The sequence below is a fragment of the Aliiroseovarius sp. F47248L genome (genome assembly GCF_023016085.1).
Lineage (GTDB): Bacteria > Pseudomonadota > Alphaproteobacteria > Rhodobacterales > Rhodobacteraceae > Aliiroseovarius.
Genome location: NZ_JALKBF010000001.1, coordinates 1778377 through 1800050, shown reverse-complemented (window position 1 = coordinate 1800050; position 21674 = coordinate 1778377). Strand labels below are relative to the sequence as shown.

The 21674-nt window shown below is 57.1% G+C and carries 21 protein-coding genes; 11 read left to right on the top strand and 10 right to left on the bottom strand.

Translation table 11 applies throughout. The features are described from left to right. Positions 1 to 36 precede the first annotated feature (36 nt). Together gabT and MWU51_RS08955 are read left to right on the top strand one after the other, a co-directional pair. Positions 37 to 1332, top strand: a complete 1296-nt coding sequence (gabT, locus tag MWU51_RS08960) for a 4-aminobutyrate--2-oxoglutarate transaminase (protein ID WP_247036520.1) — start codon at positions 37 to 39, stop codon at positions 1330 to 1332. Positions 1333 to 1335: 3 nt separating this feature from the next. After that, entirely contained in the window at positions 1336 to 2547 is a 1212-nt protein-coding gene (locus MWU51_RS08955) for an acyl-CoA dehydrogenase (RefSeq protein ID WP_247036519.1), read from the top strand. Between the two features lie 58 nt (positions 2548 to 2605). Here the strand turns inward: MWU51_RS08955 and MWU51_RS08950 are convergent, their stop codons facing one another. After that, on the bottom strand, positions 2606 to 3547 hold the full coding sequence (locus MWU51_RS08950) for a zinc ABC transporter substrate-binding protein (protein WP_247036518.1): 942 nt from the start codon (positions 3545 to 3547) through the stop codon (positions 2606 to 2608). A gap of 80 nt (positions 3548 to 3627) precedes the next feature. On the opposite strand from MWU51_RS08950, the gene MWU51_RS08945 reads away from it, so the two are divergent. From MWU51_RS08945 to MWU51_RS08930, 4 genes are read left to right on the top strand one after another with little or no spacing between them, the layout of a single operon-like run. Next, positions 3628 to 4122, top strand: a complete 495-nt coding sequence (locus MWU51_RS08945; protein ID WP_247036517.1) for a Fur family transcriptional regulator — start codon at positions 3628 to 3630, stop codon at positions 4120 to 4122. After that, positions 4119 to 4874 (top strand): metal ABC transporter ATP-binding protein, encoded by a 756-nt coding sequence (locus MWU51_RS08940; RefSeq protein ID WP_247036515.1) that lies wholly within the window; start codon positions 4119 to 4121, stop codon positions 4872 to 4874. Before MWU51_RS08945 ends, MWU51_RS08940 begins: the two co-directional genes overlap by 4 nt. Further along, positions 4864 to 5655: a metal ABC transporter permease gene (locus MWU51_RS08935; RefSeq protein WP_247036513.1), complete on the top strand. Its 792-nt coding sequence runs from the start codon at positions 4864 to 4866 to the stop codon at positions 5653 to 5655. Before MWU51_RS08940 ends, MWU51_RS08935 begins: the two co-directional genes overlap by 11 nt. 19 nt (positions 5656 to 5674) lie before the next feature. After that, the gene (locus tag MWU51_RS08930) at positions 5675 to 6547 is read left to right on the top strand and encodes a phosphate acyltransferase (RefSeq protein ID WP_247036511.1); all 873 of its coding nucleotides are present in this window, start codon (positions 5675 to 5677) and stop codon (positions 6545 to 6547) included. On the opposite strand, the gene pta is transcribed toward MWU51_RS08930, so the two are convergent. The 6 genes from pta to MWU51_RS08900 form a co-directional block, all read right to left on the bottom strand. Beyond that, positions 6544 to 7548: a phosphate acetyltransferase gene (gene pta, locus MWU51_RS08925; protein ID WP_247036509.1), complete on the bottom strand. Its 1005-nt coding sequence runs from the start codon at positions 7546 to 7548 to the stop codon at positions 6544 to 6546. The genes MWU51_RS08930 and pta overlap by 4 nt on opposite strands. Before the next feature lie 110 nt (positions 7549 to 7658). Then, the gene (gene xsc / locus MWU51_RS08920) at positions 7659 to 9431 is read right to left on the bottom strand and encodes a sulfoacetaldehyde acetyltransferase (protein ID WP_247036508.1); all 1773 of its coding nucleotides are present in this window, start codon (positions 9429 to 9431) and stop codon (positions 7659 to 7661) included. A gap of 106 nt (positions 9432 to 9537) precedes the next feature. Next, positions 9538 to 11016, bottom strand: coding sequence for a PLP-dependent aminotransferase family protein (locus MWU51_RS08915; RefSeq protein WP_247036507.1), 1479 nt, complete (start codon positions 11014 to 11016; stop codon positions 9538 to 9540). Between the two features lie 55 nt (positions 11017 to 11071). Further along, on the bottom strand, positions 11072 to 11374 hold the full coding sequence (locus MWU51_RS08910; RefSeq protein WP_247036506.1) for a hypothetical protein: 303 nt from the start codon (positions 11372 to 11374) through the stop codon (positions 11072 to 11074). Positions 11375 to 11495: 121 nt separating this feature from the next. Next, on the bottom strand, positions 11496 to 12086 hold the full coding sequence (locus MWU51_RS08905) for a GNAT family protein (RefSeq protein WP_247036505.1): 591 nt from the start codon (positions 12084 to 12086) through the stop codon (positions 11496 to 11498). A gap of 100 nt (positions 12087 to 12186) precedes the next feature. Further along, complete coding sequence (locus MWU51_RS08900; protein WP_247036504.1) at positions 12187 to 13584, bottom strand: aminotransferase class III-fold pyridoxal phosphate-dependent enzyme; 1398 nt, start codon at positions 13582 to 13584, stop codon at positions 12187 to 12189. Positions 13585 to 13816: 232 nt separating this feature from the next. On the opposite strand from MWU51_RS08900, the gene MWU51_RS08895 reads away from it, so the two are divergent. Next, on the top strand, positions 13817 to 14467 hold the full coding sequence (locus MWU51_RS08895) for a GntR family transcriptional regulator (RefSeq protein WP_247036503.1): 651 nt from the start codon (positions 13817 to 13819) through the stop codon (positions 14465 to 14467). A 6-nt stretch (positions 14468 to 14473) separates the two neighbouring features. On the opposite strand, the gene MWU51_RS08890 is transcribed toward MWU51_RS08895, so the two are convergent. Then, positions 14474 to 15181: a type 1 glutamine amidotransferase gene (locus tag MWU51_RS08890; RefSeq protein WP_247036502.1), complete on the bottom strand. Its 708-nt coding sequence runs from the start codon at positions 15179 to 15181 to the stop codon at positions 14474 to 14476. 87 nt (positions 15182 to 15268) lie between these two features. Here MWU51_RS08890 and MWU51_RS08885 point away from each other — a divergent pair, with 87 nt between their 5' ends. The 3 genes from MWU51_RS08885 to MWU51_RS08875 all read left to right on the top strand — a co-directional run bounded on the left by MWU51_RS08885 (position 15269) and on the right by MWU51_RS08875 (position 18327). Next, a complete protein-coding gene (locus MWU51_RS08885) occupies positions 15269 to 16528 on the top strand; it encodes a cytochrome P450 (RefSeq protein ID WP_247036501.1) in 1260 nt (419 codons plus the stop codon). Between the two features lie 46 nt (positions 16529 to 16574). Continuing rightward, complete coding sequence (locus MWU51_RS08880; protein ID WP_247036499.1) at positions 16575 to 17864, top strand: glutamine synthetase family protein; 1290 nt, start codon at positions 16575 to 16577, stop codon at positions 17862 to 17864. 94 nt (positions 17865 to 17958) lie between these two features. Further along, positions 17959 to 18327, top strand: a complete 369-nt coding sequence (locus tag MWU51_RS08875; protein WP_247036497.1) for a VOC family protein — start codon at positions 17959 to 17961, stop codon at positions 18325 to 18327. A gap of 51 nt (positions 18328 to 18378) precedes the next feature. Here the strand turns inward: MWU51_RS08875 and MWU51_RS08870 are convergent, their stop codons facing one another. Both MWU51_RS08870 and MWU51_RS08865 read right to left on the bottom strand, forming a co-directional pair. Then, positions 18379 to 19731 carry an aspartate aminotransferase family protein gene (locus MWU51_RS08870; RefSeq protein WP_247036495.1) on the bottom strand — a complete coding sequence of 451 codons (1353 nt, stop codon included), beginning with the start codon at positions 19729 to 19731 and terminating at the stop codon, positions 18379 to 18381. Position 19732: 1 nt separating this feature from the next. Then, positions 19733 to 20533, bottom strand: coding sequence for an IclR family transcriptional regulator (locus MWU51_RS08865; RefSeq protein ID WP_247036494.1), 801 nt, complete (start codon positions 20531 to 20533; stop codon positions 19733 to 19735). Positions 20534 to 20703: 170 nt separating this feature from the next. On the opposite strand from MWU51_RS08865, the gene MWU51_RS08860 reads away from it, so the two are divergent. Next, positions 20704 to 21645 carry a tripartite tricarboxylate transporter substrate-binding protein gene (locus MWU51_RS08860; RefSeq protein ID WP_247036492.1) on the top strand — a complete coding sequence of 314 codons (942 nt, stop codon included), beginning with the start codon at positions 20704 to 20706 and terminating at the stop codon, positions 21643 to 21645. The last annotated feature ends 29 nt before the right edge of the window (positions 21646 to 21674 follow it).

The window sequence follows — 21674 nt, the reverse complement described above, 5'->3', positions numbered from 1 at the left end:
TATGGTGCGGAATCAAATTTCGAAATGGGGGATCGCATGTCGAACACCGAACAACTGAAGGCCCGGCGCGCAGACGCTGTTGCCAATGGCGTTGCCACTCGCGGCATTTATGCAGCCCGAGCAGAAAATGCCGAACTCTGGGACGTTGATGGCAAACGCTTCATCGATTTTGCCGTAGGTATTGCCGTGAACAACACCGGTCATCGCCACCCAAAGGTGATGGCAGCTGTGGCCAAACAGGCCGAAGCGTTCACCCACACCTGCTTCCATGTCGCCCCTTATGAGGGTTACGTGAAGCTCGCCGAGCGACTAAACGCGGCCACACCGGGCGATTTTGCCAAGAAGACCATGCTGGTTACCACTGGTGCCGAAGCGGTTGAGAACGCCGTCAAAATGGCGCGCGCCCATACTGGACGGTCAGGTGTGATCGCCTTTACTGGCGGTTTCCATGGTCGCACCCTGCTGGGCATGGCGCTGTGCGGCAAGGTGACACCTTACAAAAAAGCTTTCGGGGCCATGCCGCCCGAAGTCGTGCATATTCCGTTCCCGAATGCATTCCACGGCACATCGGTTGAGGTGTCGTTGTCGGTGCTCGACAACATGTTCAAAAGCTCGATTGATCCGGAGCGGGTTGCTGCGATGATTATCGAGCCTGTGCAAGGGGAAGGGGGCTTCAACATTGCGCCGCCTGACTTCCTGCGCGCGCTGCGGAAAATTTGCGATGACTATGGCATTGTTCTGATCGCTGACGAAGTGCAGGCCGGGATGGCCCGCACTGGCAAGATGTTCGCATTTGAACACTCGGGCGTAGCTGCAGATCTTGTGACCATGGCCAAAGGATTGGCGGGGGGCTTCCCACTATCTGCCGTCACGGGTCGAAAAGAAATTGTAGATGCCGCTCCTGTGGGTGGAATTGGCGGAACTTATGGAGGCAACCCGTTGGCGGTTGCAGCCTCACACGCTGTGCTGGACGTGATCGACGAAGAAAGCTTGTGCAACCGTGCAGCCGAGATCGGTGAAAAAATTCTGGCCCGACTGAACGACATTGCATCCCGTCAGGGAATGGAAGCGATTGGCGATGTGCGCGGGTTGGGGGCGATGATTGCGTTTGAAATGGTAACGGATCGCGAAACCAACGCACCTGATGCCGCACTGACTATGGCGATCGTGGCCGAAGCCGAAGAGCGCGGTTTGATACTTTTGCCCTGCGGAACCCGTGGCAACGCAGTGCGGCTTCTGCCTCCATTGACAGTTCCCATGGATCAACTGGACGAAGCCCTCGACATCCTTGAAGCCTCGATCGAGGCTGCTATCAACGCGAAAGGAGCCTGAGATATGGCCGAACTTGCCCCGCAGTCCCGCCCGGAACTTGCCAGCTTCAACTGGGACGACCCATTCCTGCTGGACGCCCAGCTTGAAGAAGACGAGCGTATGATCCGCGACAGCGCTTTTGCCTATGCACAGGAAAAGCTTCTGCCCCGTGTGACAAAGGCGTTTGAGAAAGAGGAAACCGATCCTGCGATCTTCGCCGAGATGGGCGAAATGGGGTTGCTGGGCACCACCATTCCCGAGGAATATGGCGGACTTGGCGCGGGCTATGTGGCCTATGGCCTTGTAGCGCGCGAGGTAGAGCGCGTGGATAGTGGGTATCGGTCGATGATGTCGGTGCAGTCGTCGTTGGTCATGTATCCGATCTATGCCTACGGCACGGATGAGCAGCGCAGGAAATACCTGCCGAAGCTTGCAGCAGGCGAATGGATCGGCTGTTTCGGCCTGACCGAACCCGATGCAGGATCCGACCCCGGCAGCATGAAAACGACTGCCAAGAAGGTTGATGGCGGCTATGTGCTGAACGGCTCGAAAATGTGGATTTCGAACGCGCCCATCGCGGATGTGTTCGTGGTCTGGGCGAAGTCCGACGCCCACGGTGGCAAGATCAAAGGCTTTGTGCTGGAGAAGGGCGCGAAAGGGCTGTCTGCCCCGAAGATCGAAGGCAAACTGTCGCTGCGCGCGTCAATCACCGGCGAGATTGTGATGGACAATGTTGAGGTTTCCGAGGACGCACTTTTGCCAAATGTCGAGGGGCTGAAGGGGCCGTTCGGCTGTCTTAACCGTGCGCGCTATGGTATCGCTTGGGGGGCAATGGGCGCGGCCGAAGCGTGCTGGCATGCCGCACGTCAATACGGGCTGGATCGCAAGCAATTTGGCAAACCACTCGCGCAGACGCAGCTGTTTCAATTGAAGCTGGCCAACATGCAGACTGAAATCACACTGGGCTTGCAGGCCGCGCTTCGTGTGGGGCGTCTGATGGACGAGGCGAAAGCCGCACCCGAAATGGTGTCGCTGATCAAACGCAACAATTGCGGCAAGGCGCTGGAGATTGCGCGTCATGCCCGTGATATGCATGGGGGCAACGGCATCAGTCAGGAATTCCACGTGATCCGCCACATGGTGAACCTTGAGACGGTGAACACCTATGAAGGCACCCATGACGTTCACGCGCTGATCCTTGGACGTGCGCAAACCGGGTTGCAGGCGTTTTTCTAAGACGCTGGAAGAGATGCTAAAAAGGGCGCCGTCTGGCGCCCTTTTTTTTGATACTAGATCAAGTGTTGTCGTCGACCAAGCAACCTGCCAAGGCATCCGCTTGCGCGCGCAGTAGTTGGAAGTAAAGATCCGGGCCACTTTGCAAACTGGCACCATTGGGGTCCAACACACCAAAACCAACTTCCGTTCCGTCCACCAGACCGCGCATCATATCCTGACCTTCGGTTGCATCCACGAAAGCGCAATGGACTTTGCCGCTGGATAGAAGCGCGCTGATCTCGGCCAACCGCGCGGCAGAGGGCGGCGCGCTGTCGCTTTCGCGCACAGCCCCAAGCGATGACAGGTCGTAATGATCGGAAAAATAGCCATATGCCTCGTGGAACACGATGTAGCCGTGGTCGCGGACAGGGGCGAGCAATGCCTCGATCTCGGCCTCTACCTGTTGCAGGCGCGACTGAGCGTCCGCCGCATTTGCACGATAGAGTTCAGCGTTTTCGGGATCATGCTGGGCAAGTGTTTCCGCAATCTCATTTAGCCAGGCAGCCCCGTTTGCTGGCGACAGCCATGCATGAGGATCATGGGCATGTGCGTCATGATCGTCATGTTCCTTGGATGCATCGTGGTCTTGTTTGTCGAGGCTTTCCGCTTCGTGATCACCGTGGGTATGGTCAGCCTCGCGCAGAATTGTGCCCGGTACATCCAGCAAAGCCACGGGATAGGCCGAACTAACTCCGGTCAGGGCGCGTTCCAGCCACGGTGTTAGCTCCTCCCCCACCCAGAATACCAAATCGGCTTGTGACAGCGCGCGCATTTGCGATGGACGCATCTGGAAAGCATGAGGATCAGCACCCTGCGGCAACAAAAGGTGAGGCTCTGCCAGATCGCCCATTACCGTGGCGACCAGTGAATGCACGGGGGCGATGTCGGTCACGACACGCGGAGGATCAGCGGCAAGAGGTGTCGCAGAAAGAAAGAGCGCAGGAAGTGTGAAGCGGTTCATGTTAGACCTTGAGTTAGGCGATGTGATGTTATACCATTTTATGAAGTGATAATATTACATAAATGAGATGTCAAACCCGAATGAGTGATCACGATCCCTCCCGCGCCTTTTATTCCCATGACCACGATGCTTGCACCCAAGATGTTCTGTCGCGTGCCCAAGAAATGTGCCGTGAAAGCGGGGCGCGTCTGACCCCCGTCCGCAAGCGCGTGCTGGAAATTTTGCTGGAAGAGCACCGGGCGATGGGGGCCTATGATGTACTGGACCGTCTGTCCGCCGAGGGATTTGGCAGCCAACCTCCCGTCGCCTATCGCGCTTTGGAATTTCTAGTGGACCAAGGTTTTGTGCATCGTATCCGTCGGTTGAATGCCTTTGCTGCCTGCACGTCCCCCGGTGACAGTCATGCGCCGGTTTTCTTGATCTGCAAGGCCTGCAAGGCTGTCGCAGAAACACCCGGTCAATCGGTTCGGGCTGAGTTGGATCACATTGCTAGCGACCTTGGGTTCACCGTTGAACGCACCAATATTGAAGCATTGGGCCTGTGTCCCACCTGTGCGGATGAGGCTTCGGAATGAGTTTGATCAAGGCTAGAGACCTTTCAGTCTCGCATGGGCGACGGCTGGTCCTGAGAGATGTGAATTTCTCCATTGAATCCGGCGAAATCGTGACGATCGTCGGTCCCAACGGGTCCGGCAAATCCACGTTGCTGCGTGCGTTGCTGGGAATGCTGCGCGTGTCAGGGAAGGTTACCAAGCAGCCGGGTCTGGTGGTTGGCTATGTCCCGCAGAAACTCGCGCTTGATCCCAGTTTGCCGATGCCTGTGACCAGCTTCCTGAACCTACCCAAACCGCATAGCCCTGCGGAGCAGGCTGAAGTGTTGCGTCGTGTTGGCGTGGCCAATGTGGGCGACCAGCAAGTGTCCGAGCTATCAGGCGGGCAGTTGCAACGCGTGTTGTTGGCGCGGGCGTTGCTTTCGAAACCGGATATTCTGGTTCTGGACGAGCCCACTCAAGGGTTGGACCAGAATGGTGAAGCTGCGTTTTATCAGTTGATCGAAGCGGTGCGCGGGCAAACAGGTGTTGCGGTCCTGATGGTGTCGCATGATCTGCATGTGGTGATGAGCGCCTCGGATCGGGTGATTTGTTTGAACGGGCATGTCTGTTGCGAAGGCACGCCGCATGTGGTGCGGGACGCGCCAGAATACCGGGCGCTGTTCGGGCAAGGCACGCAGGGGGCACTGGCCCTATATCAACACGCACATGATCACGAACATCACGATTGCACCCATGATCACACCTCAGAAAAGGACGTAGTGAATGCTGGATGATTTTCTGGTGCGCGCGGCGCTGGCTGGGGTCGGGTTGTCCATCGCAACAGGGCCGCTTGGATCGTTTGTCATCTGGCGACGGATGGCATATTTTGGGGACGCGACAGCCCATGCGGCCATTTTGGGCGTGGCCTTGGCGCTGCTCATGTCTCTGCCGATCTGGCTGGGCACGCTGGTTGTTGCACTTGCTATGGCGCTTGCAATCAGTTGGATGTCGGCGCGCGGGCAATCGCCGGACACCGGCCTTGGGGTTCTATCCTACTCGGCCCTGTCTGCAGGGCTTGTCGCGATATCATTTGCGCCCGGTGTGCGCGTCGACCTGTCCGCTTTTCTGTTTGGTGATATTTTGGCGGTGACACAGGCCGATCTTGCGCTTGTTTGGGGTGGTGCCTTGATTATTGCGGGTTTGATCGCATGGCGCTGGTCTCGACTGCTTCTGTCCACTCTCAGCCCCGATTTGGCCGCGGCGTCGGGCATTAATCCAGCCCGCGAAGGGGCGGTGCTTACTTTGTCGCTTGCAGTGGTCGTTGCGGTTTCACTAAAAGTCGTTGGGGCACTTCTGATCGCTGCGATGTTGATCATTCCAGCTGCAGCTGCTCGTTTGGTGTCGGCAAGCCCTATTGCCATGGCGATGACTGCGGTTGGGATTGGCTGGATCGCCAGTCTGACTGGACTTTGGGGGTCGCTGCACTATGACACTCCGGCAGGGCCATCCATCGTCGTGGCCGCTGCGCTGATTTATCTGGTGTTGACGGGGTACAATACCCTGCGACACGCCTGATCTGGCTTAAGGAGATTGCATGTCTGCCCTTGAACGCGCCACCCAGATCGCCCGATCAACCCAAGCCCGCGTCATCCTACCCGAGCTTGACGACCCACGCATCGCTGCCGCCTCGGACAAATTGTTGTGCGAGGGGCTGGCCAATCCCGTGCCATTATCTGATCTGGGTGATCACCATATCGAAGCATTGACGGCGTCACGCCCGATGCACGACAATATTGCGGCCCGGATGTTGGAACGCCCCTTGATGCGATCTGCGGCTATGGTCGCAGCGGGAGAAGCCGACATTCTGGTCGCAGGTGCGATCGCCCCATCGCGCCGTGTAATTGAAGCGGCGTCGATGGTGATTGGGTTGGACAAGGACACCACCACACCGTCTAGTTTCTTTCTGATGGTTATGCCTGATGGTCGCGAGTTGATCTTTGCCGATTGCGCCGTAAATGTTGACCCGGATGTCGCGCAGTTGGTGGGCATCGCGCAGGTTTCAGAGATGTCCGCGCAGAGGCTTTTGGGCAAAGCAAGCGTTGCGCTTCTGTCCTATTCTACAGGTCATTCCGGTAGCGGGGCTTCGGTGAACAAGGTTACGCAAGCGGCAGAATTGTCAGGGTTTTCTGGCCCTATGCAAGGTGATGCTGCGCTGAATCGCACCGTGGCCACCCAGAAGGGAAGCATCGGTCAGGGCGACGCGAACGTGTTGGTGTTTCCCAATCTTGATGCGGGCAATATCGCTTACAAGCTGATGGTAGAGCTGGCAGGCGCGCGAGCTTATGGGCCGATCCTGCAAGGGTTCAAACGACCGGTCTGTGACTTGTCTCGCGGGGCGACAGTTGATGACATCGTGGCCAGCACCGTGTTGGCAATCGCTGCCGATCAGATGGCGCGATCCGGTTAGGTCGCCGCGCTGGCTTGGGCGGCTGTGACGGCGATCATGTGCAGAATATCCTCGGCCGTGCAGCCTCGCGACAAGTCGTTCGCAGGTTTTGACAATCCTTGAAGCACCGGGCCGATTGCGGTTGCCCCCCCAACACGTTGCGCGATCTTATAGGCGATGTTGCCGCTTTCCAGGTTTGGAAAAATGAACACGTTGGCCGACCCTTCCAACGGGCTGCCCTGGGCCTTTCGGGCGGCCACATCCGGCACAAAAGCGGCGTCGAATTGCAACTCACCGTCGATCAAAAGATCGGGTGCGCGATTCTTGGCAATACCGGTTGCGGTGACCACTTTTGACACCGAATGATGCTCCGAACTGCCACGGGTCGAGAAAGATAGCATTGCAACGCGCGGCACTTCGCCTGTCAGAGTGATAAAAGAGTCCGCCGAGGACAACGCAATCTGTGCCATTTCTTCGGCCGTCGGGTCCACAACCAGGCCGCTATCCGCAAAGATCATTGCGCCCTTACGGGCATGATGCACTTCACAAAACAGCATAAGGAAGAAACTTGATACCAGAGGATTGCCCGGTTTGGTGCCGATGATCTGAATGGCTGTGCGCACGATCTCGGCAGTGGTGGCAACTGCGCCGCCCACAGTGCCGTCTGCATGTCCGGCTTTCACCATCAAGGCTGCGAACACATGCGGGTTTAACACAGCGGTCTCAGCATCGGCACGCGTCACGCCCTTGTGTTGGCGCAGATCGTGATAAAGTGCGGTTAGCTCGGGTAGATGGGTGGACTTGGCCGGATCGTGAAGCGTGATCCCGTCCACGACATCCAAGCCGAGGGTTCTGAATGTGTTTTCGATGCCGTCCCGGTTCCCAACCAGCCCAATACGCGCAATCCCTTGCGTGGCTGCGTCATAGGCCGCCTGCACCACGCGTAACGCGGTGCCTTCGGATAGCATGATCCGATGATGAGACCGTGCGGCATGGCTCAGGAGCGTTTCCAGCGGCTTCATTGAGGATTTGCCTTCCATTCAGGACCGGTGCACGGCAGTTGTCAGTCTTGGTTCTACCACCGTTGCCCGATCAGATTGGCCGGGCGTCAACACAACGCCCGACCCAGTCTTCAGACCTTCTGGGGTCTCATGTCGTCTTTGCTGATCCCCGCAACGACGACCGGCTTTTTCATCGCGTCGCGACGGAACGGCTCACCAAGTTCCTGGTTGATCATCGCCTCGATAATCGTTGTCTTACCCGCTTTCTGGTCCTTGATCGCCTTATCTAATGCAGCGGTCAGTTCGTCCATTGTGCGGGCAACGACACCTTGCAGGCCGCAGGCTTTCGCGATGCCAGCATAGCTGACCTGCGTGTCCAGTTCGGTTCCGACGAAGTTGTCGTCATACCACAGGGTCGAGTTTCGTTTTTCAGCTCCCCATTGGTAGTTGCGGAACACGATTTGCGTCACGGCGGGCCATTCTTCTCGACCAATCGCGGTCAGTTCGGTCACCGCGATGCCGAACGCACCGTCACCAGAAAAGCCGACAACTGGCGTGTCCGGGCAGCCGATCTTGGCACCTACCACGGCGGGCAATCCATAGCCACAGGGGCCGAACAGGCCGGGTGCCAGATATTTCCGGCCAGCCTCAAATGTTGGATAGGCATTGCCGATCGCGCAGTTGTTGCCAATGTCAGATGAAATGATCGCCTCTTTGGGCAACGCCGCCTGAATGGCACGCCATGCCATGCGTGGGCTCATCCAATCCGGTTTTGCGCCGCGGGCGCGTTCGTTCCAAGTGGTGCCAGGATCATCCTCTTCATGGTCCATCGACGACAACTGCTGGGCCCAAGCAGATTTGGTCTGCGCGATCATCGATTTCCGCTCTTCGCGTCCTGCATCCCCAGCATCTGCCGACAGCTTGTGCAGCAGCGTTGAGGCTACTTTCTTCGCGTCCCCGACAATCCCGACGCTGATCTTCTTGGTCAGGCCGATGCGATCGGGGTTGATGTCCACCTGAATGATCTTGGCATCCTTCGGCCAGTAATCCAGCCCGTATCCCGGCAATGTCGAAAAGGGGTTCAGGCGCGTGCCAAGTGCCAGAACAACATCAGCCTTCTGGATCAGCTCCATCCCCGCCTTATTGCCGTTGTAACCCAAGGGGCCGGCAAACAACGGGTGACTGCCTGGAAATGCATCGTTGTGTTGATACCCCACGCAAACCGGAGCATCGAGCCGTTCGGCCAATTCCATGGATTCGGCAATTGCGCCACCCAGCACCACACCCGCGCCGTTCAGGATAACCGGGAATTTGGCGTTGGACAGAAGGTCTGCCGCTTCGGACAGCGCCTGTTCGCCACCTGCCGGGCGCTCAAATTCGGTAATGGCCGGAAGATCAATGTCGATCACTTGGGTCCAGTAATCACGCGGCATGTTGATCTGGGCGGGCGCGCTGGCGCGTTTGGCGTTGATGATAACCCGGTTAAGCACTTCGGCTACGCGGGTCGGATCACGGACTTCTTCCTGATAGGCGACGCAATCAGCAAACATATTCATCTGCTCGATTTCCTGAAATCCGCCCTGACCAATAGTCTTGTTCGCCGCTTGCGGTGTGACCAGCAATAACGGTGTGTGGTTCCAAAAGGCGGTTTTCACGGCGGTCACAAAGTTCGCGATGCCGGGGCCGTTCTGGGCAATCATCATGCTCATCTTGCCGGTGGCGCGTGTATAGCCATCGGCCATCATCCCACCTGATCCTTCGTGCGCACAGTCCCAAAAGGTGATGCCAGCAGCAGGGAAGTTGTCGGATATCGGCATGAAGGCCGAGCCGATAATGCCAAACGCATGCTCGATTCCGTGCAATTGCAGCGTTTTTACAAAGGCTTCTTCCGTGGTCATTTTCATCTGGTGCTCTCCCTTGGAAATAACATGCTTCGCCGGGTTGGACGGCGTGTCTTTGGCAATATTCTTAGGCAGCAGATAGGGCAGGCTATAGGTCCAGTTGGCAAGGCTAATTGGCGCCAGTCTGTCGCATTGCCGCAATCTCTTCCCCGATCAGGGAAATTCCCTTGGGGATACGTGTGGCGGGGATCGAGCTGTACGCAATGCGATAGTAATTGCGCGGCGGCGTTGGGCTGCCAAAAAAAGGTGCTCCGGGCTCGATCACAACCTCTTTGGACATCAGACGATCCGCCAGCACACGGGTGTCAATGTCGTCAGGGGCCCGCATCCAGAATGCAGACCCGCCAAACACACCGCGCCCGGCGATGGTCAGATTGCTGTCTTCAATGGCTGCGTTCATCACGTCGCGTCGTTCGTGATATGCTGTACCAATCCGGCGGATCAGGGCGTCGTAATGTCCTAGAGACAGGAAGTAAGCCACTGTCCGTTGGATCAGGCCGGGGGGGTGGCGCAGCACGACGGATCGCAAGGCACGCGCTTCGCGAATAAAGGGCTCGGATCCGACCAGATAGCCAAGTCGTAACCCCGGAAATAGGGATTTCGAGAAACTGCCGACATAAATTACTCGCCCTTCGCGGTCCAACGACTTTAGCGCTGGCGAAGGTGGGTTCAGAAATGACATTTCGAAATCATAATCATCCTCAACCACTACAGCTTCTAGCTCGCGCGCGCGTTTCAAAAGCGCCTTACGCCGGTCCAGTGGCATTGTGGCGGTGGTCGGGCTTTGGTGGCTTGGCGTCGTATAGATGACATCCGTGCCATCGGGCAGGGCATCCGGTGCCAAGCCGCCGCGATCCACCGGTATCTTTACAAGGTGGCATCGGCTTTGCGTTAAGATATCGCGAAGCGAGTAATAGCACGGGTCTTCAATCGCCGCCGTGCGTCTTTGTGTCAGCAACACCTGTGCGGTCAGCCACAACGCGTTCTGCGCGCCAAGGGTGATCAGAATTTCCTCGGGCCGTGCCAGAATTCCCCGACGTGGCAGTATGTGGCGCGCGATGAATTCGATCAGTTGCGGGTCGTCCTGATCATAGTAGTCACGCATCATCGCAGGGTGGTCTTTTTGTCCCAATGCGCGCAGCGCACATAGCCGCCAGGAATTGTGGTCGAACAATGTTGGATCTGCTTGGCCATAGATGAACGGATACTTCATCCGCCGCCAGTCAAGCGGCTTGGTGGGCGTGCTTCCCCCGGTAAAGTTCGTGCCGATGGCGCGGCCCCAATCCACCTTGTCTTCGCCCCGTGTTCTCAGTTTGAAAGACGGAGGTTCCGGTGCGTTTTCAGAGACATAGAATCCGCTTCGACCTTTCGAGGCCAGATAGTCATTCGCTTGCAATTCGGTATAGGCGAGTGTGACGGTGATCCGGCTGACGCCCAAATGGGCAGACAGTCGCCGGGTTGAGGGCAGCTTCTCGCCGCGCGGTAGACGTCCGGACAGAATCGCCTCGGCGATCATCTGCTGAATCTGCGCCTGAAGTGTGCCTTGGGCGTCTTGGTCCAGAAAAAAGGTCTCTACGGGGGCGGCCATGGGGCTGACCGTAACGTGGACTTAGAGGCAAAGCAATCTGGACATAAGCTTGCCTTCAACGATTGGAAGAAATCCACGCAGACATCATACCTGCATCACGGAAACACTCATCCGGAATGGCGCGACGTTTTGCGCGTGCGATCCGTTCGGCAAAGGCGACTTGCCGCGAAGTCGCCCGACCATCGGTAATTCGGTGTGTGGTTGCGTTCAGGCGGGCTTGATGCTCACCAATCCAGCCGGACAAGGCGGCGCGGTCGCTGATCAAGTCGGCAGGGATACGCGCGCCCAGACGGGCGGCAATATGGCGGGCATAATCGACCTGTTTCGGAGTCGGTGGCAAAGTACGGGCAGCGTGCATGTTCGATCCTCCTGTTCCTGATCTGTTTCTTGATCATCGCGTGAGAACAAATATAGAACATATTAAGGAAATGTCCAGTCTTCACACCGAAACAACCGTCAAGAATGGCGTGAAGACGCTGTTACCTGCGAGGCCGTTCCAGCTTCCAGGTCAGGTTTGCGCGCACTGCGGGCCATTCGGATGCGATGATCGAATAGACAGCCGTGTCGCGGATCGCGTCACCGGGTCCGATCTGATGACTGCGTAAAATGCCATCCAACTTCGCCCCCAATCGTTCGATCGCGCTGCGGCTTTGCTGGTTCATGAAATGGGTGCGGAATTCGACGGCGATGCAATCCAGCGTGTCGAACGCATGTGACAGAAGCAGCTGCTTGGCCTCTGTGTTCAGCGGTCCGCGCTGCACGGATGTGCGATACCAAGTCGATCCGATTTCAACCCTTCGGTTTCCCGCATCGATGTTCATATAGGTAGTCATGCCTACCGGGGTGCCATCTGGCGTCATCACGCAGAAGGGCAACATGGAACCTGCCTTTTGCAAGCCCAGCCGACGGTCGATTTCGTCTTTCATCCCATTGGGGCTGGGTATGGCGGTGTACCAAAGGCGATAAAGATCGCCATCGGCGCAGGCTGTACGCAAGGCTGCGGCATGGTCCTGAGACAGAGGCGCGAGAATGACGTGTTCGCCGGTCAGGGTGACTGGTGCGGGCCACATGGAAAGGTCCTTACATCGGTTGGATCTGGTCTGCATTAGATCCAGAAAGCAAAAAGCGGGCCTTTCGAAAGACCCGCTTTATCAGTCTTTCGAAATGGTGTTAACCGAAGACTTTGGTCAGAGCCTTGTCGACAGCGTCCGTGATCCGATCAACATCCTCGGGGGTCACGATCAGAGCGGGACTGAAGCACAACACGTTGTTGCGCCCGGGAATGGACCGATTGCTTGCCCCGATGATCACACCCTGTGCGCCGCAATCGCCCACAACAGCGGCGATTTCCTTTTCTGTCACAGGTTCTTTGGTCTCGCGATCCTCCACAAGCTCAACTCCAAGGAACAAACCCTTGCCGCGTACATCGCCGATCACATCATGCTTTTCCATCAGCGCCTTCAGGTTGCCAAGCATCCGCTCACCCATCTTCGTGGTGTTTTCAAGCAGCCCCTCATCTTCAATGATACGCATGTTTTCAAGCGCAGCGGCGGGACCAGCCGTGCAGCCCCCAAAAGTTGAGATGTCGCGGAAATGGTTCAGGATATCATCTGAGTTGTCTTTGAACATCTCGAACACCTTTTCCGTGGTGACACAGCAAGCAATAGCCGCATATCCGGATGCCACGCCCTTTGCCATTGTGACAAAATCAGGCTGGATGCCGTAGTGCTGATAACCGAACCAAGTGCCGGTGCGCCCAAGGCCGCAGACAACTTCGTCAATGTGCAGAAGGATATCGTATTTGTTGCAAATTTCGCGCACACGATCCCAATAACCTTCAGGCGCTTCGATCACGCCGCCGCCTGCGGTAATTGGCTCCAGGCACAAGGCACCGACTGTGTCAGGCCCTTCACGCAGGATTACCTCTTCGATCAGATCAGCCGCAGCGTGCCCGAAGTCTGCGCCCGACAGATGGCCTAGTCCGATCTCGTCTTTGCGATATTCCATACAGTGGGGCACGCGCACGAAATCAGGCGCGAAGGGGCCATATTGCATGTTGCGTTCATCCTGCCCGCCTGCCGACATCGCTGCCAGCGTCGAGCCGTGATAGTCGCGGTCGCGATATAGGATCTTGGTTTTCTTGCCGCCGTAGCGTTTATGCGCGATTTGCCGGATCATTTTGAAGGCTTTTTCGTTCGCCTCAGACCCCGAATTCGTAATGTAAACGCGCGTCATCCCCGGCATTTTCGAGATCAGTTTTTCCGAAAACATCGCACCTGGTATGGATCCCGCTGAGCCTGCGAAATAGTTCAGCTTCACCAGCTGCTCGCGAACGACATCCGCGATACTTTCCCGCCCATAGCCGACATTGACCGTCCAGACGCCGCCGGACACAGCGTCGATATATTCCTTGCCGTTCTGATCCCAGACGCGCATCCCTTTACCTTCAACGATGATACGGGGATCAACCGTTTCAAAAGGCTTGTGCTGGGTCAGGTGATGCCAAACGTGAGCTTTGTCAGCTTCCACCACATGAGAGATATCATTTTCCTTGAGTGCGCCGTCCATCGTATCCTCCAACGCTAAGTGGTTCCGGTGCGCAAAGCAGGGGAACACAGAATCTTTGATCAAAAACAGGATCGCATTTCTGGCTGTGAAAAATAGGTCCAGCGCAATCTTGTTTTAAATCCAGTTTGGGTGCAGAGCGGGATGTCACCTTGATGGGATTGGTGGGTTGAAGATCTGCGGTGCTTCTAAAGCAAGGGCTAGATTTCACCGATGATTTTGCTTAACTCGCACCATGGCCGGACAAACAGAAACAGTCTTGAATGCGATCCTGATGGGGATTGACCGAGGAGAATTGAACCCCGGTGATCCGATCAACGAAAACGCGCTGATCGAAAGATACGAAGTGTCGCGCACCCCGTTGCGCGAGGCGTTGTTGCGATTAGAGGCGATGGGGCTGATCCAGCGTCAGCCACGGAAGGGCGCGGTGCTGTTCAAGCCGTCGCTTGAGGAATTTCTGGCCATTTTGGAAGTTCATGCGCGCCTGGAAGGGCAGGCAGCCGGGCTTGCTGCGCGGCGTATTTCTTCCCATGCGGCTGATCGGCTTATGCAAATTGTCGAGGCCTGCGCGACACATGCGCGCGATCAGGGGAATGGCGATCCGGATGGGTATTACGCGCTGAATCTTGAGTTTCATAAACAGGTCGCCGAGGCATCGGGTAATCCATTTCTTCTGGACATGATCAAGATGAACGCGCGCAAGTTGCTGGCTTACTACAGGGCGCGTTATGATTATCCCGGCGCAATCGCGCAAAGCGCGCAAGAGCATCGGCAGCTTGCCGAATTGATCCTATCACACAAGGCAGACGCGGCGGAGGCGCTTATGGAGCGTCATGTTCAGTTTGACCGCGTGACAGTGATGGACTTGCTGGCAAAGCTGGGGTGAATCGGATCAGGCGGCGCGATCATGTTCGAAAAACTGGATGATGCAATCAGAGAACAGGCCGTTATCGGCGGACATTGGCAGGGAAGCACGGGCTTTTTCGATCACGTCGGCAGGTTTGCTGTGGGCCAGTTCTTCGATCAGGGCTGCAATAAATTCGTGGGTCATTTCCGGATGGTTCTGCGTCGTGAATACGTGACTACCGATCCGGAAACCGCCAACAGGGCAGCCGTCGTGACGCAAAATGATCTCGGCGTCCTTGGGCAGTTTGGTCACCTGTTCGATATGGGCGCCATATTGCCAGAAACGGCGTGCTTCCATCCAAGCGGGGCGAGCGGTTGCTTCGACTTCGACTGACCCCAGCACCCAGCCATCGGGGTTGTGTCCGACTTTGCCGCCCAGTGCCAACGCGATGGCTTGATGGCCAAAACACGCCCCGAACAGCGGTTTCTTTGTTTTTTCGATACGGGCGATCAACTCAAGCAGGCGCGGGATCCACGGTGCTTTGTCATGCACGGATGCCGGGCTACCGGTGACGATCCACCCATCATATTTTGACTCGTTTTTTGGAAACTCGCCGTCTTTCACCGAATAGACTTTGAAGGTCCAATCCGGGCGTTTTTGGGAAAGAAGCGCCTGCCACTTTTCGCCATCCTTGGGATATTGCTGAGAAAAGTCGCTTTCGTCAGTGTTGGTCATCAAGATCGCGATACGCATTATTTCTCCGCTTTACATATTTAACATGTTATATAATATATTTTTGAACGCGCAAGATACAACCGTGTAACAGCCAGGGAGGCGCGCATGACGGTCTGGACCCCTAATGACGACGGATTTGCTGATCTGTCCAGCCACGATACTTTTGTGAAGGGTGCTCCGCACAACACATTCGCACGGTTGCGTCGGGACGACCCGATCAGTTGGACTGAATGGGATGGTGGTGAAGGCTTCTGGAGCATCGTACGCCACGCCGACATTACCGAGCTGAACAGAAACTATCAGGTCATGTCGTCGGCCCGTGGTATTCGAATGGAAGATCAAACCTACGAAGAATACCTGGCACGGCGGACCTTTCAGGAAACCGACCCCCCTGAGCACATGAGGACGCGGGTCAAAGTGGGCAAAGCCTTCTCGCGTCCTGTCGTGGCAGAGTTCGAGCAACAGATCCGCGACTTGTGCCACCCCATTCTGGATGCGGCTTTGGACAAGGGCACTTTTGACGCCACCAAGGACATTGCGCGGCAACTACCCATGATGATGCTGGGCCGGATCCTTGGCACACCGGACGAAGACCTGCCTTGGCTGGTTGAAAAGGGCGACGCACTGATTGCCAATACGGACCCGGATTTCACCGATCATGTCCTGGATAAGATGAAAACCGATGAATACCGGTTGATGCCATTCAACAGCCCAGCAGGGGCTGAGCTGTTCGACTACGCAAAACGTCTGATCGAGGAGAAGAACCGCAAGGGAGATAACGAAGGCGTACTGCATATGATCCTGCAACCGGACAAGGACGGCAACGTTATGCCGGAACAGGAGTTTCGCAATTTCTTCTGCCTGTTGGTCGCGGCTGGGAACGACACAACCCGTTATACGATTGCCGCGGGCATTCAAGCCATGTGTCACCAGCCGGAACTACTGGGCCACATGCAAGAGGGCGGCGATGTCTGGGCCACCGCGCCGGATGAGATCATCCGCTGGGCGACACCCGCGCTCTATTTCCGGCGCACGGCGACCTGCAATCATGAAATTCACGGCAAGACCATCCGTGAAGGCGATAAAGTTCTTTATTGGTGGATCTCGGCCAATCGCGATGAAGAGGTGTTCGACGACCCCAATCGCGTGAACCTGCATCGCAGCCCAAACCGGCACATGTCGTTCGGACAGGGCGGGCCGCATGTGTGTCTTGGAATGCATTTGGCGCGGCTGGAGGTGCGGGTTTTGTTTGAAGAACTCGTAAAACGCGTCAAACTGGTGGAACCGGCAGGGGATCACAAGTTCCTGCGGTCCAACTTTGTCGGTGGGATCAAGGAACTGCCTGTCACAATGCAGGCCAAATAGCCCGGTCAAACGGGTCGGCCTGGCACGAGTCAGGCAGGGAGGTTAGATGAAAGACCGTTTGCGCGCCCTGTGGTGCGATCATTTGAGCATTCTGCGCGGCAAATACCTGCCCAACCACAAGATTGAGGATGGGAATACGCGCTTCTGTCGGTCCACCTTCGGGGTGCACTATGACAAGGATCTGCTGGACGCGCCCGGCGCAATGATGAAGCAAGGCCTTCCGGATATGGAGCTTCGCTGGCGCGAGGCGGATATCCGCGACAGTTGGGAAAGTTCAACCCAGATCGTGATTGGTGATCTTTACGATCAAGACGGTGCACCGCTTGAGCTGTGCGGGCGACAAGCGTTGAAGCGCGCGATTGCCGCGTGGGAAGCGCGCGGACTGAAACCCATGATCGGGATCGAGCTGGAATGCTACGCGCTGATGGCCAACGAAATCGGGCGTCTTGTGCCCTATGACGCACCGGGCGGTGTGGTCTATGGGACGGGGCCGTTTTCGGACCCTCTCCGCTTCACTGATGACATTTGGGAGCGCGCCGACAATTTGGGCTTTAATGTCGACATGATCACCGCAGAATATGACAGCCCACAGTTTGAGTTTACGCTGACTTTCGATGAGGCGTTGAAGCAGATGGACGATATTGTCCTGTTTCGCCAGATGGCGCGCGAGGTCGCGCTTGAACACGGGTTGGTTCTGACTTTTATGCCGAAACCGATTGCTGAGGCTGGTGGGTCGGGCATGCATATCAACTTCAGCTTTCAGGATCAGGACGGGCGCAATGCACTGGACAATGGCCCGGTTGGCGGACCGGGCAATATGAACGATTTGGCGCGGGGCTGCATTGCCGGGCTGATGCATCACCACAAAGGGCTGTCGGGCTTGGTCGCGCCGACCTCGAATTCCTATCAGCGCCTGCAACCCGGCTCTCTGTCTGGCTATTGGCGCAACTGGGGCGGGGATCATCGCAACGTGACGACTCGCATTTCGGGCGAGGGCGGTGCCAAGACGCGACTGGAACACCGGATGGCCGACGCGACGGCCAACCCTTTCACGGCAGTGGCGGCTGTGTTGCAGGCATCGCTGCTGGGGGTAGAGCAGGGCTATGACCTTGGTCCGATGGAAACGGGCGATGGGTTTGACCGCACAGATGCGCGTGACGGCACAGCGGTTGACCTGAAACGCGCGATGAATGATCTGGATGCCGACCGGGTCTTGGGTGACGCGGTGGGGCGGCTTCTGGTCGACAACCACATTTTCATGAAGCGCAAAGAGGTCATCAAGACCCGTGATTTGGAAGGCGACGGGCTTCGGGATTTTTACGTGCATTTTGTTTGAGGTATGAAAGTAGACAGCACAGCTACGATCTTGGTTATCCAGTGCCCCAGAATTAACTGTGCTACACTGGGCGCATAAAACGGAGGATCACATTATGAAACTTGGGGCATTTTCAGTCAGCCTCGCCGTCAAGGATCTCGTGAAATCCCGCGCCTTTTACGAGGCACTAGGTTTCACCACCTATGCGGGGACGGAAGAGCACAATTATCTAATAATGAAGAACGGAGACACTCTGATCGGGCTGTTTCACGGCATGTTTGAAGGTGCGATGCTGACGTTCAACCCTGGATGGGATCAATCGGCGGGCAACGTGGATCCCTTCGAAGATGTGCGGGACATCAAAGCGCGCTTAAAAGACGCGGGGCTGGAGGTGACACAGGAACAAGGTGGCGACGATGGCCCGGCCAGTTTTGTTGTGGTCGACCCCGATGGTGTGCCGGTTTTGATTGATCAGCACCGATAAGGTGAAAAGCCACCCGGAAAAGGGCGGCTTTTGCATTTGGCGTGGCGTGGGTCAGATCGCAGCGAACCCCGCCTCCAACGCGGTTAGGATCGTTTGTACATCATCAGCCGTCAGCACCAAAGGCGGCGACAAGATGATATTCGGACCGGACACGCGGATCATGGCCCCGTTTTGATAGGTGACCTCTTGAATGGTGTTTACCGTTTTCTTGTCGATGGGCGCCTTTGTGGTGGCATCCGACACAAGCTCTAACGCGCACATCAACCCGTGCCCGCCGCGCACGTCTCCCACGAAATCATTGGTTGCGCCGATCTTTTGCAGCCCGGCAAAGAGCTCGACCCCACGTGCGGCGGCGTTTTCGTTGACCTTCAGCCGCAGGGTTTCTTGCAGACAGACGATGGCAGCGGCGGCCCCGACCGGATGGCCGGAATAGGTATAGCCATGCCCGATGGCGGCCTTGCCTGTCGTGTCATTCTCAAACGTTTCCACCACATGGTCGGCAATCATCACCGCGCCGAAGGGGAAATAGCCATTGGTGATCGCCTTGGCAGTGCACGCAAAATCGGGCTGAACGCCCCAATAGCGGCAACCGCTCCACCCGCCGGTGCGGCCAAAGGCGGTGATCACCTCGTCCGCGATCAGCAGGATGCCGTGTTTGGTGCAAATGTCGCGCACGCCCGGCATGAAGCTTTCATGCGGCGGGATGACACCGCCTGCGCCAAGGATCGGCTCCATGATGAAGGCGGCGATAGTGCCTGCGCCTTGAAAGGCGATCTCGTCTTCCAGCGCTTGCAGGCACAGCTGCGCCAGTTTTTCCGGGTCGGTCTCGTTGAACGGGTTGCGATAGGTATAGGGCGCGGGGATGTGAAAACAGCCGGGCAGAAGCGGTTCATACTGGGTGCGGAAATTGGCGTTTCCGTTCACCGATGCCCCGCCCATATGGGTGCCGTGATAACCTTTCTTCAGGCTTAGAAACTTGGTGCGCCCCTGTTCGCCCCGGATCTTGTGAAACTGGCGCGAAAGCCGCAGCGCGGTTTCGATACTGTCCGACCCGCCCGAAGTATAGAACGCGCGCGTCAGCCCGTCGGGCGCGAAGAAGTCGCGCAGCATCTCGGACAGCTCGATCACCTTATCATTCGTGGTGCCCCGGAAGGTTGAATAATAGGGCAATTGGTCAAGCTGTGCCGCGATCGCGTCCTTGATGGGTTGGCAGGAAAAACCAAGGTTCACATTCCACAGGCCGCCGACACCATCGACCACTTCATGCCCGTCGACATCTGTAATCCGAACACCTTGCGCCCCGGTGACGATGGTGGGCGGATTGGCCAAGCTGTCCGCCGGGTGCGTCATGGGATGCCAAAGTGATCGGGCGTTTTTTTCTTTCAGAAAGTTGGAATCTTTCATTTCAAGCCTCTTTCTGCAGCATCATCTGCGGTTCGCGTGTCGGAAAAGTATCAGGTGGAAAGCCACCCAGAATGCGGGTTGTCTGGCGGGCATGGGCCATCAGATTGTCTCGGATCATGGTGCGCAGCGGGTCCGTCATCCGCGACACCGGCGCGGCCACGGCCATCGCGCCAATACAGTTTGACCGGGCATCAAAGATCGGCGCGGCATGCGAGAATACATCTTCCTCAAATCCACCGACCGAGGCTGCGATGCCCTCGGCTCGGATCGACGGAAGCAATGCGCGGATGTCGTCGGGATCGGTGATCGTTTGGGATGTGCGGGCTTTCAGTGGGCGCGATAGCGTTTCGTCGACAAAGGATTGCGGTGAATAGGCCAGCACAGCCAGTCCCGAACCCGTGGAATGAAGCTCCAACACTTCGGCGTCGTCCATCATCACCATCGTGCCGTGGCGGTTGGAATAGGCATAGGCGAGGTTTGACAGCACCTCGCCATTCAGCAGCGACATATGCGCGGTTTCGCCCGTTGCGTCGCTGAGGTCTGTCAATTGCTTCAGCGCAACATCGCGCATGGGCACATGCTTTTCGCGCAGTGCTGCAAGACGCAGAAAGGCGGGGCCAAGGCGGTATTCACGCCCGGTTCCGACCTGTTCGACGAATCCGTGCGCGGCGAGCTCACCCAGCAACCGATACACCGTGGCCTTGTTCAACCCCGACAGGCGCGCCAACTCGCTCAACCCGATCTGCGGGGTGGCGCGGCCGAAAAAATTCAGCAGAAACAGGGCTTTGGAGGTCGTTCCCATCGGTGATCCCATGTTCTTACGGGGCACAAGAACAGGCGCGACCCGCAAAATTACTTCGCATGTTCATTGTTTTGTTGACAGGATTGACCCGGCTCTGTCAATCTAAATTAAAACCAATGGTTCAAATAATGAACCGACATATGAGACCACGACGCAATAGGGAGATCGTCATGAACACCAAATCCATTCTGGCAGGGGCCGTCGCGCTAACCGCTGCTGCACTTGCTGGCCCGGCGCTGGCCGAATACCCGGAAAAGCCTGTCAGTTTCATCGTGCCGTGGCCTCCGGGCGATCTTGAGGACGTGCTGACCCGGATGATCGCCGAGGACTTTCAGGCCGAATACGACGTGTCGGCGGCTGTGGTGAACAAACCCGGCGGCGGCGGTGGTCCGTTCCCCGGCGCGATCGACGTGGCAACCGCCCCGGCAGATGGTTACACCATCGGCAGCTTCGTCCCCGCCGTGCCAGTGATCGGCCACGAGATCGGCATCGACGAACTGACCCCGGCCAAGTTCGACCCGATTGGCATTTTCCTGACTTACCCGTTTGTGATCGCGACCAGCATGGACGCGCCCTATAGCTCGATGGAAGAGCTTGCGGCCTATGCCAAGGAAAACGACGTGGCGCTTGGCCATTTCGGCGACGTTCTGACGCCCACGCAGGTGACGAAAGCCTACGCGATCAATGCTGAATTCAGCTGGGGATCGGATGCGGCCTTCGACGCGCTGGATTGCAATACGCTGGCGTCCGGCGATGCGGACGTCATCAACACCACGTTGCAGTTGATCCTGCCCTGCCTTGACAGTGTGAAGGTGCTGATGGCTGTGACCGACGAGCGTATCAGCCTTATCCCCGACGTGCCGACCATCGGCGAATTGGATGAAAGCCTGAACATCGCACTATGGAACGGTCTGTTTGTCACCAAAGACACCCCAGCAGACGTGCGTGAAAAGATCGCCGCTGTCGCCTCCAAGACCGTGATGAGCGAACGGGCGCAGGCTGTCGCCAAGGAAACCGGCGCGCTGGTTTACTGGATGGATGCCGAGGCATCGGCGGCGCGGATCGCCACCGATCAGGAAACCGGTGCGCGGATTGGCAAGATCCTCGAATAATACTCCCTGAGCAGGGCCGGCATCGTCTG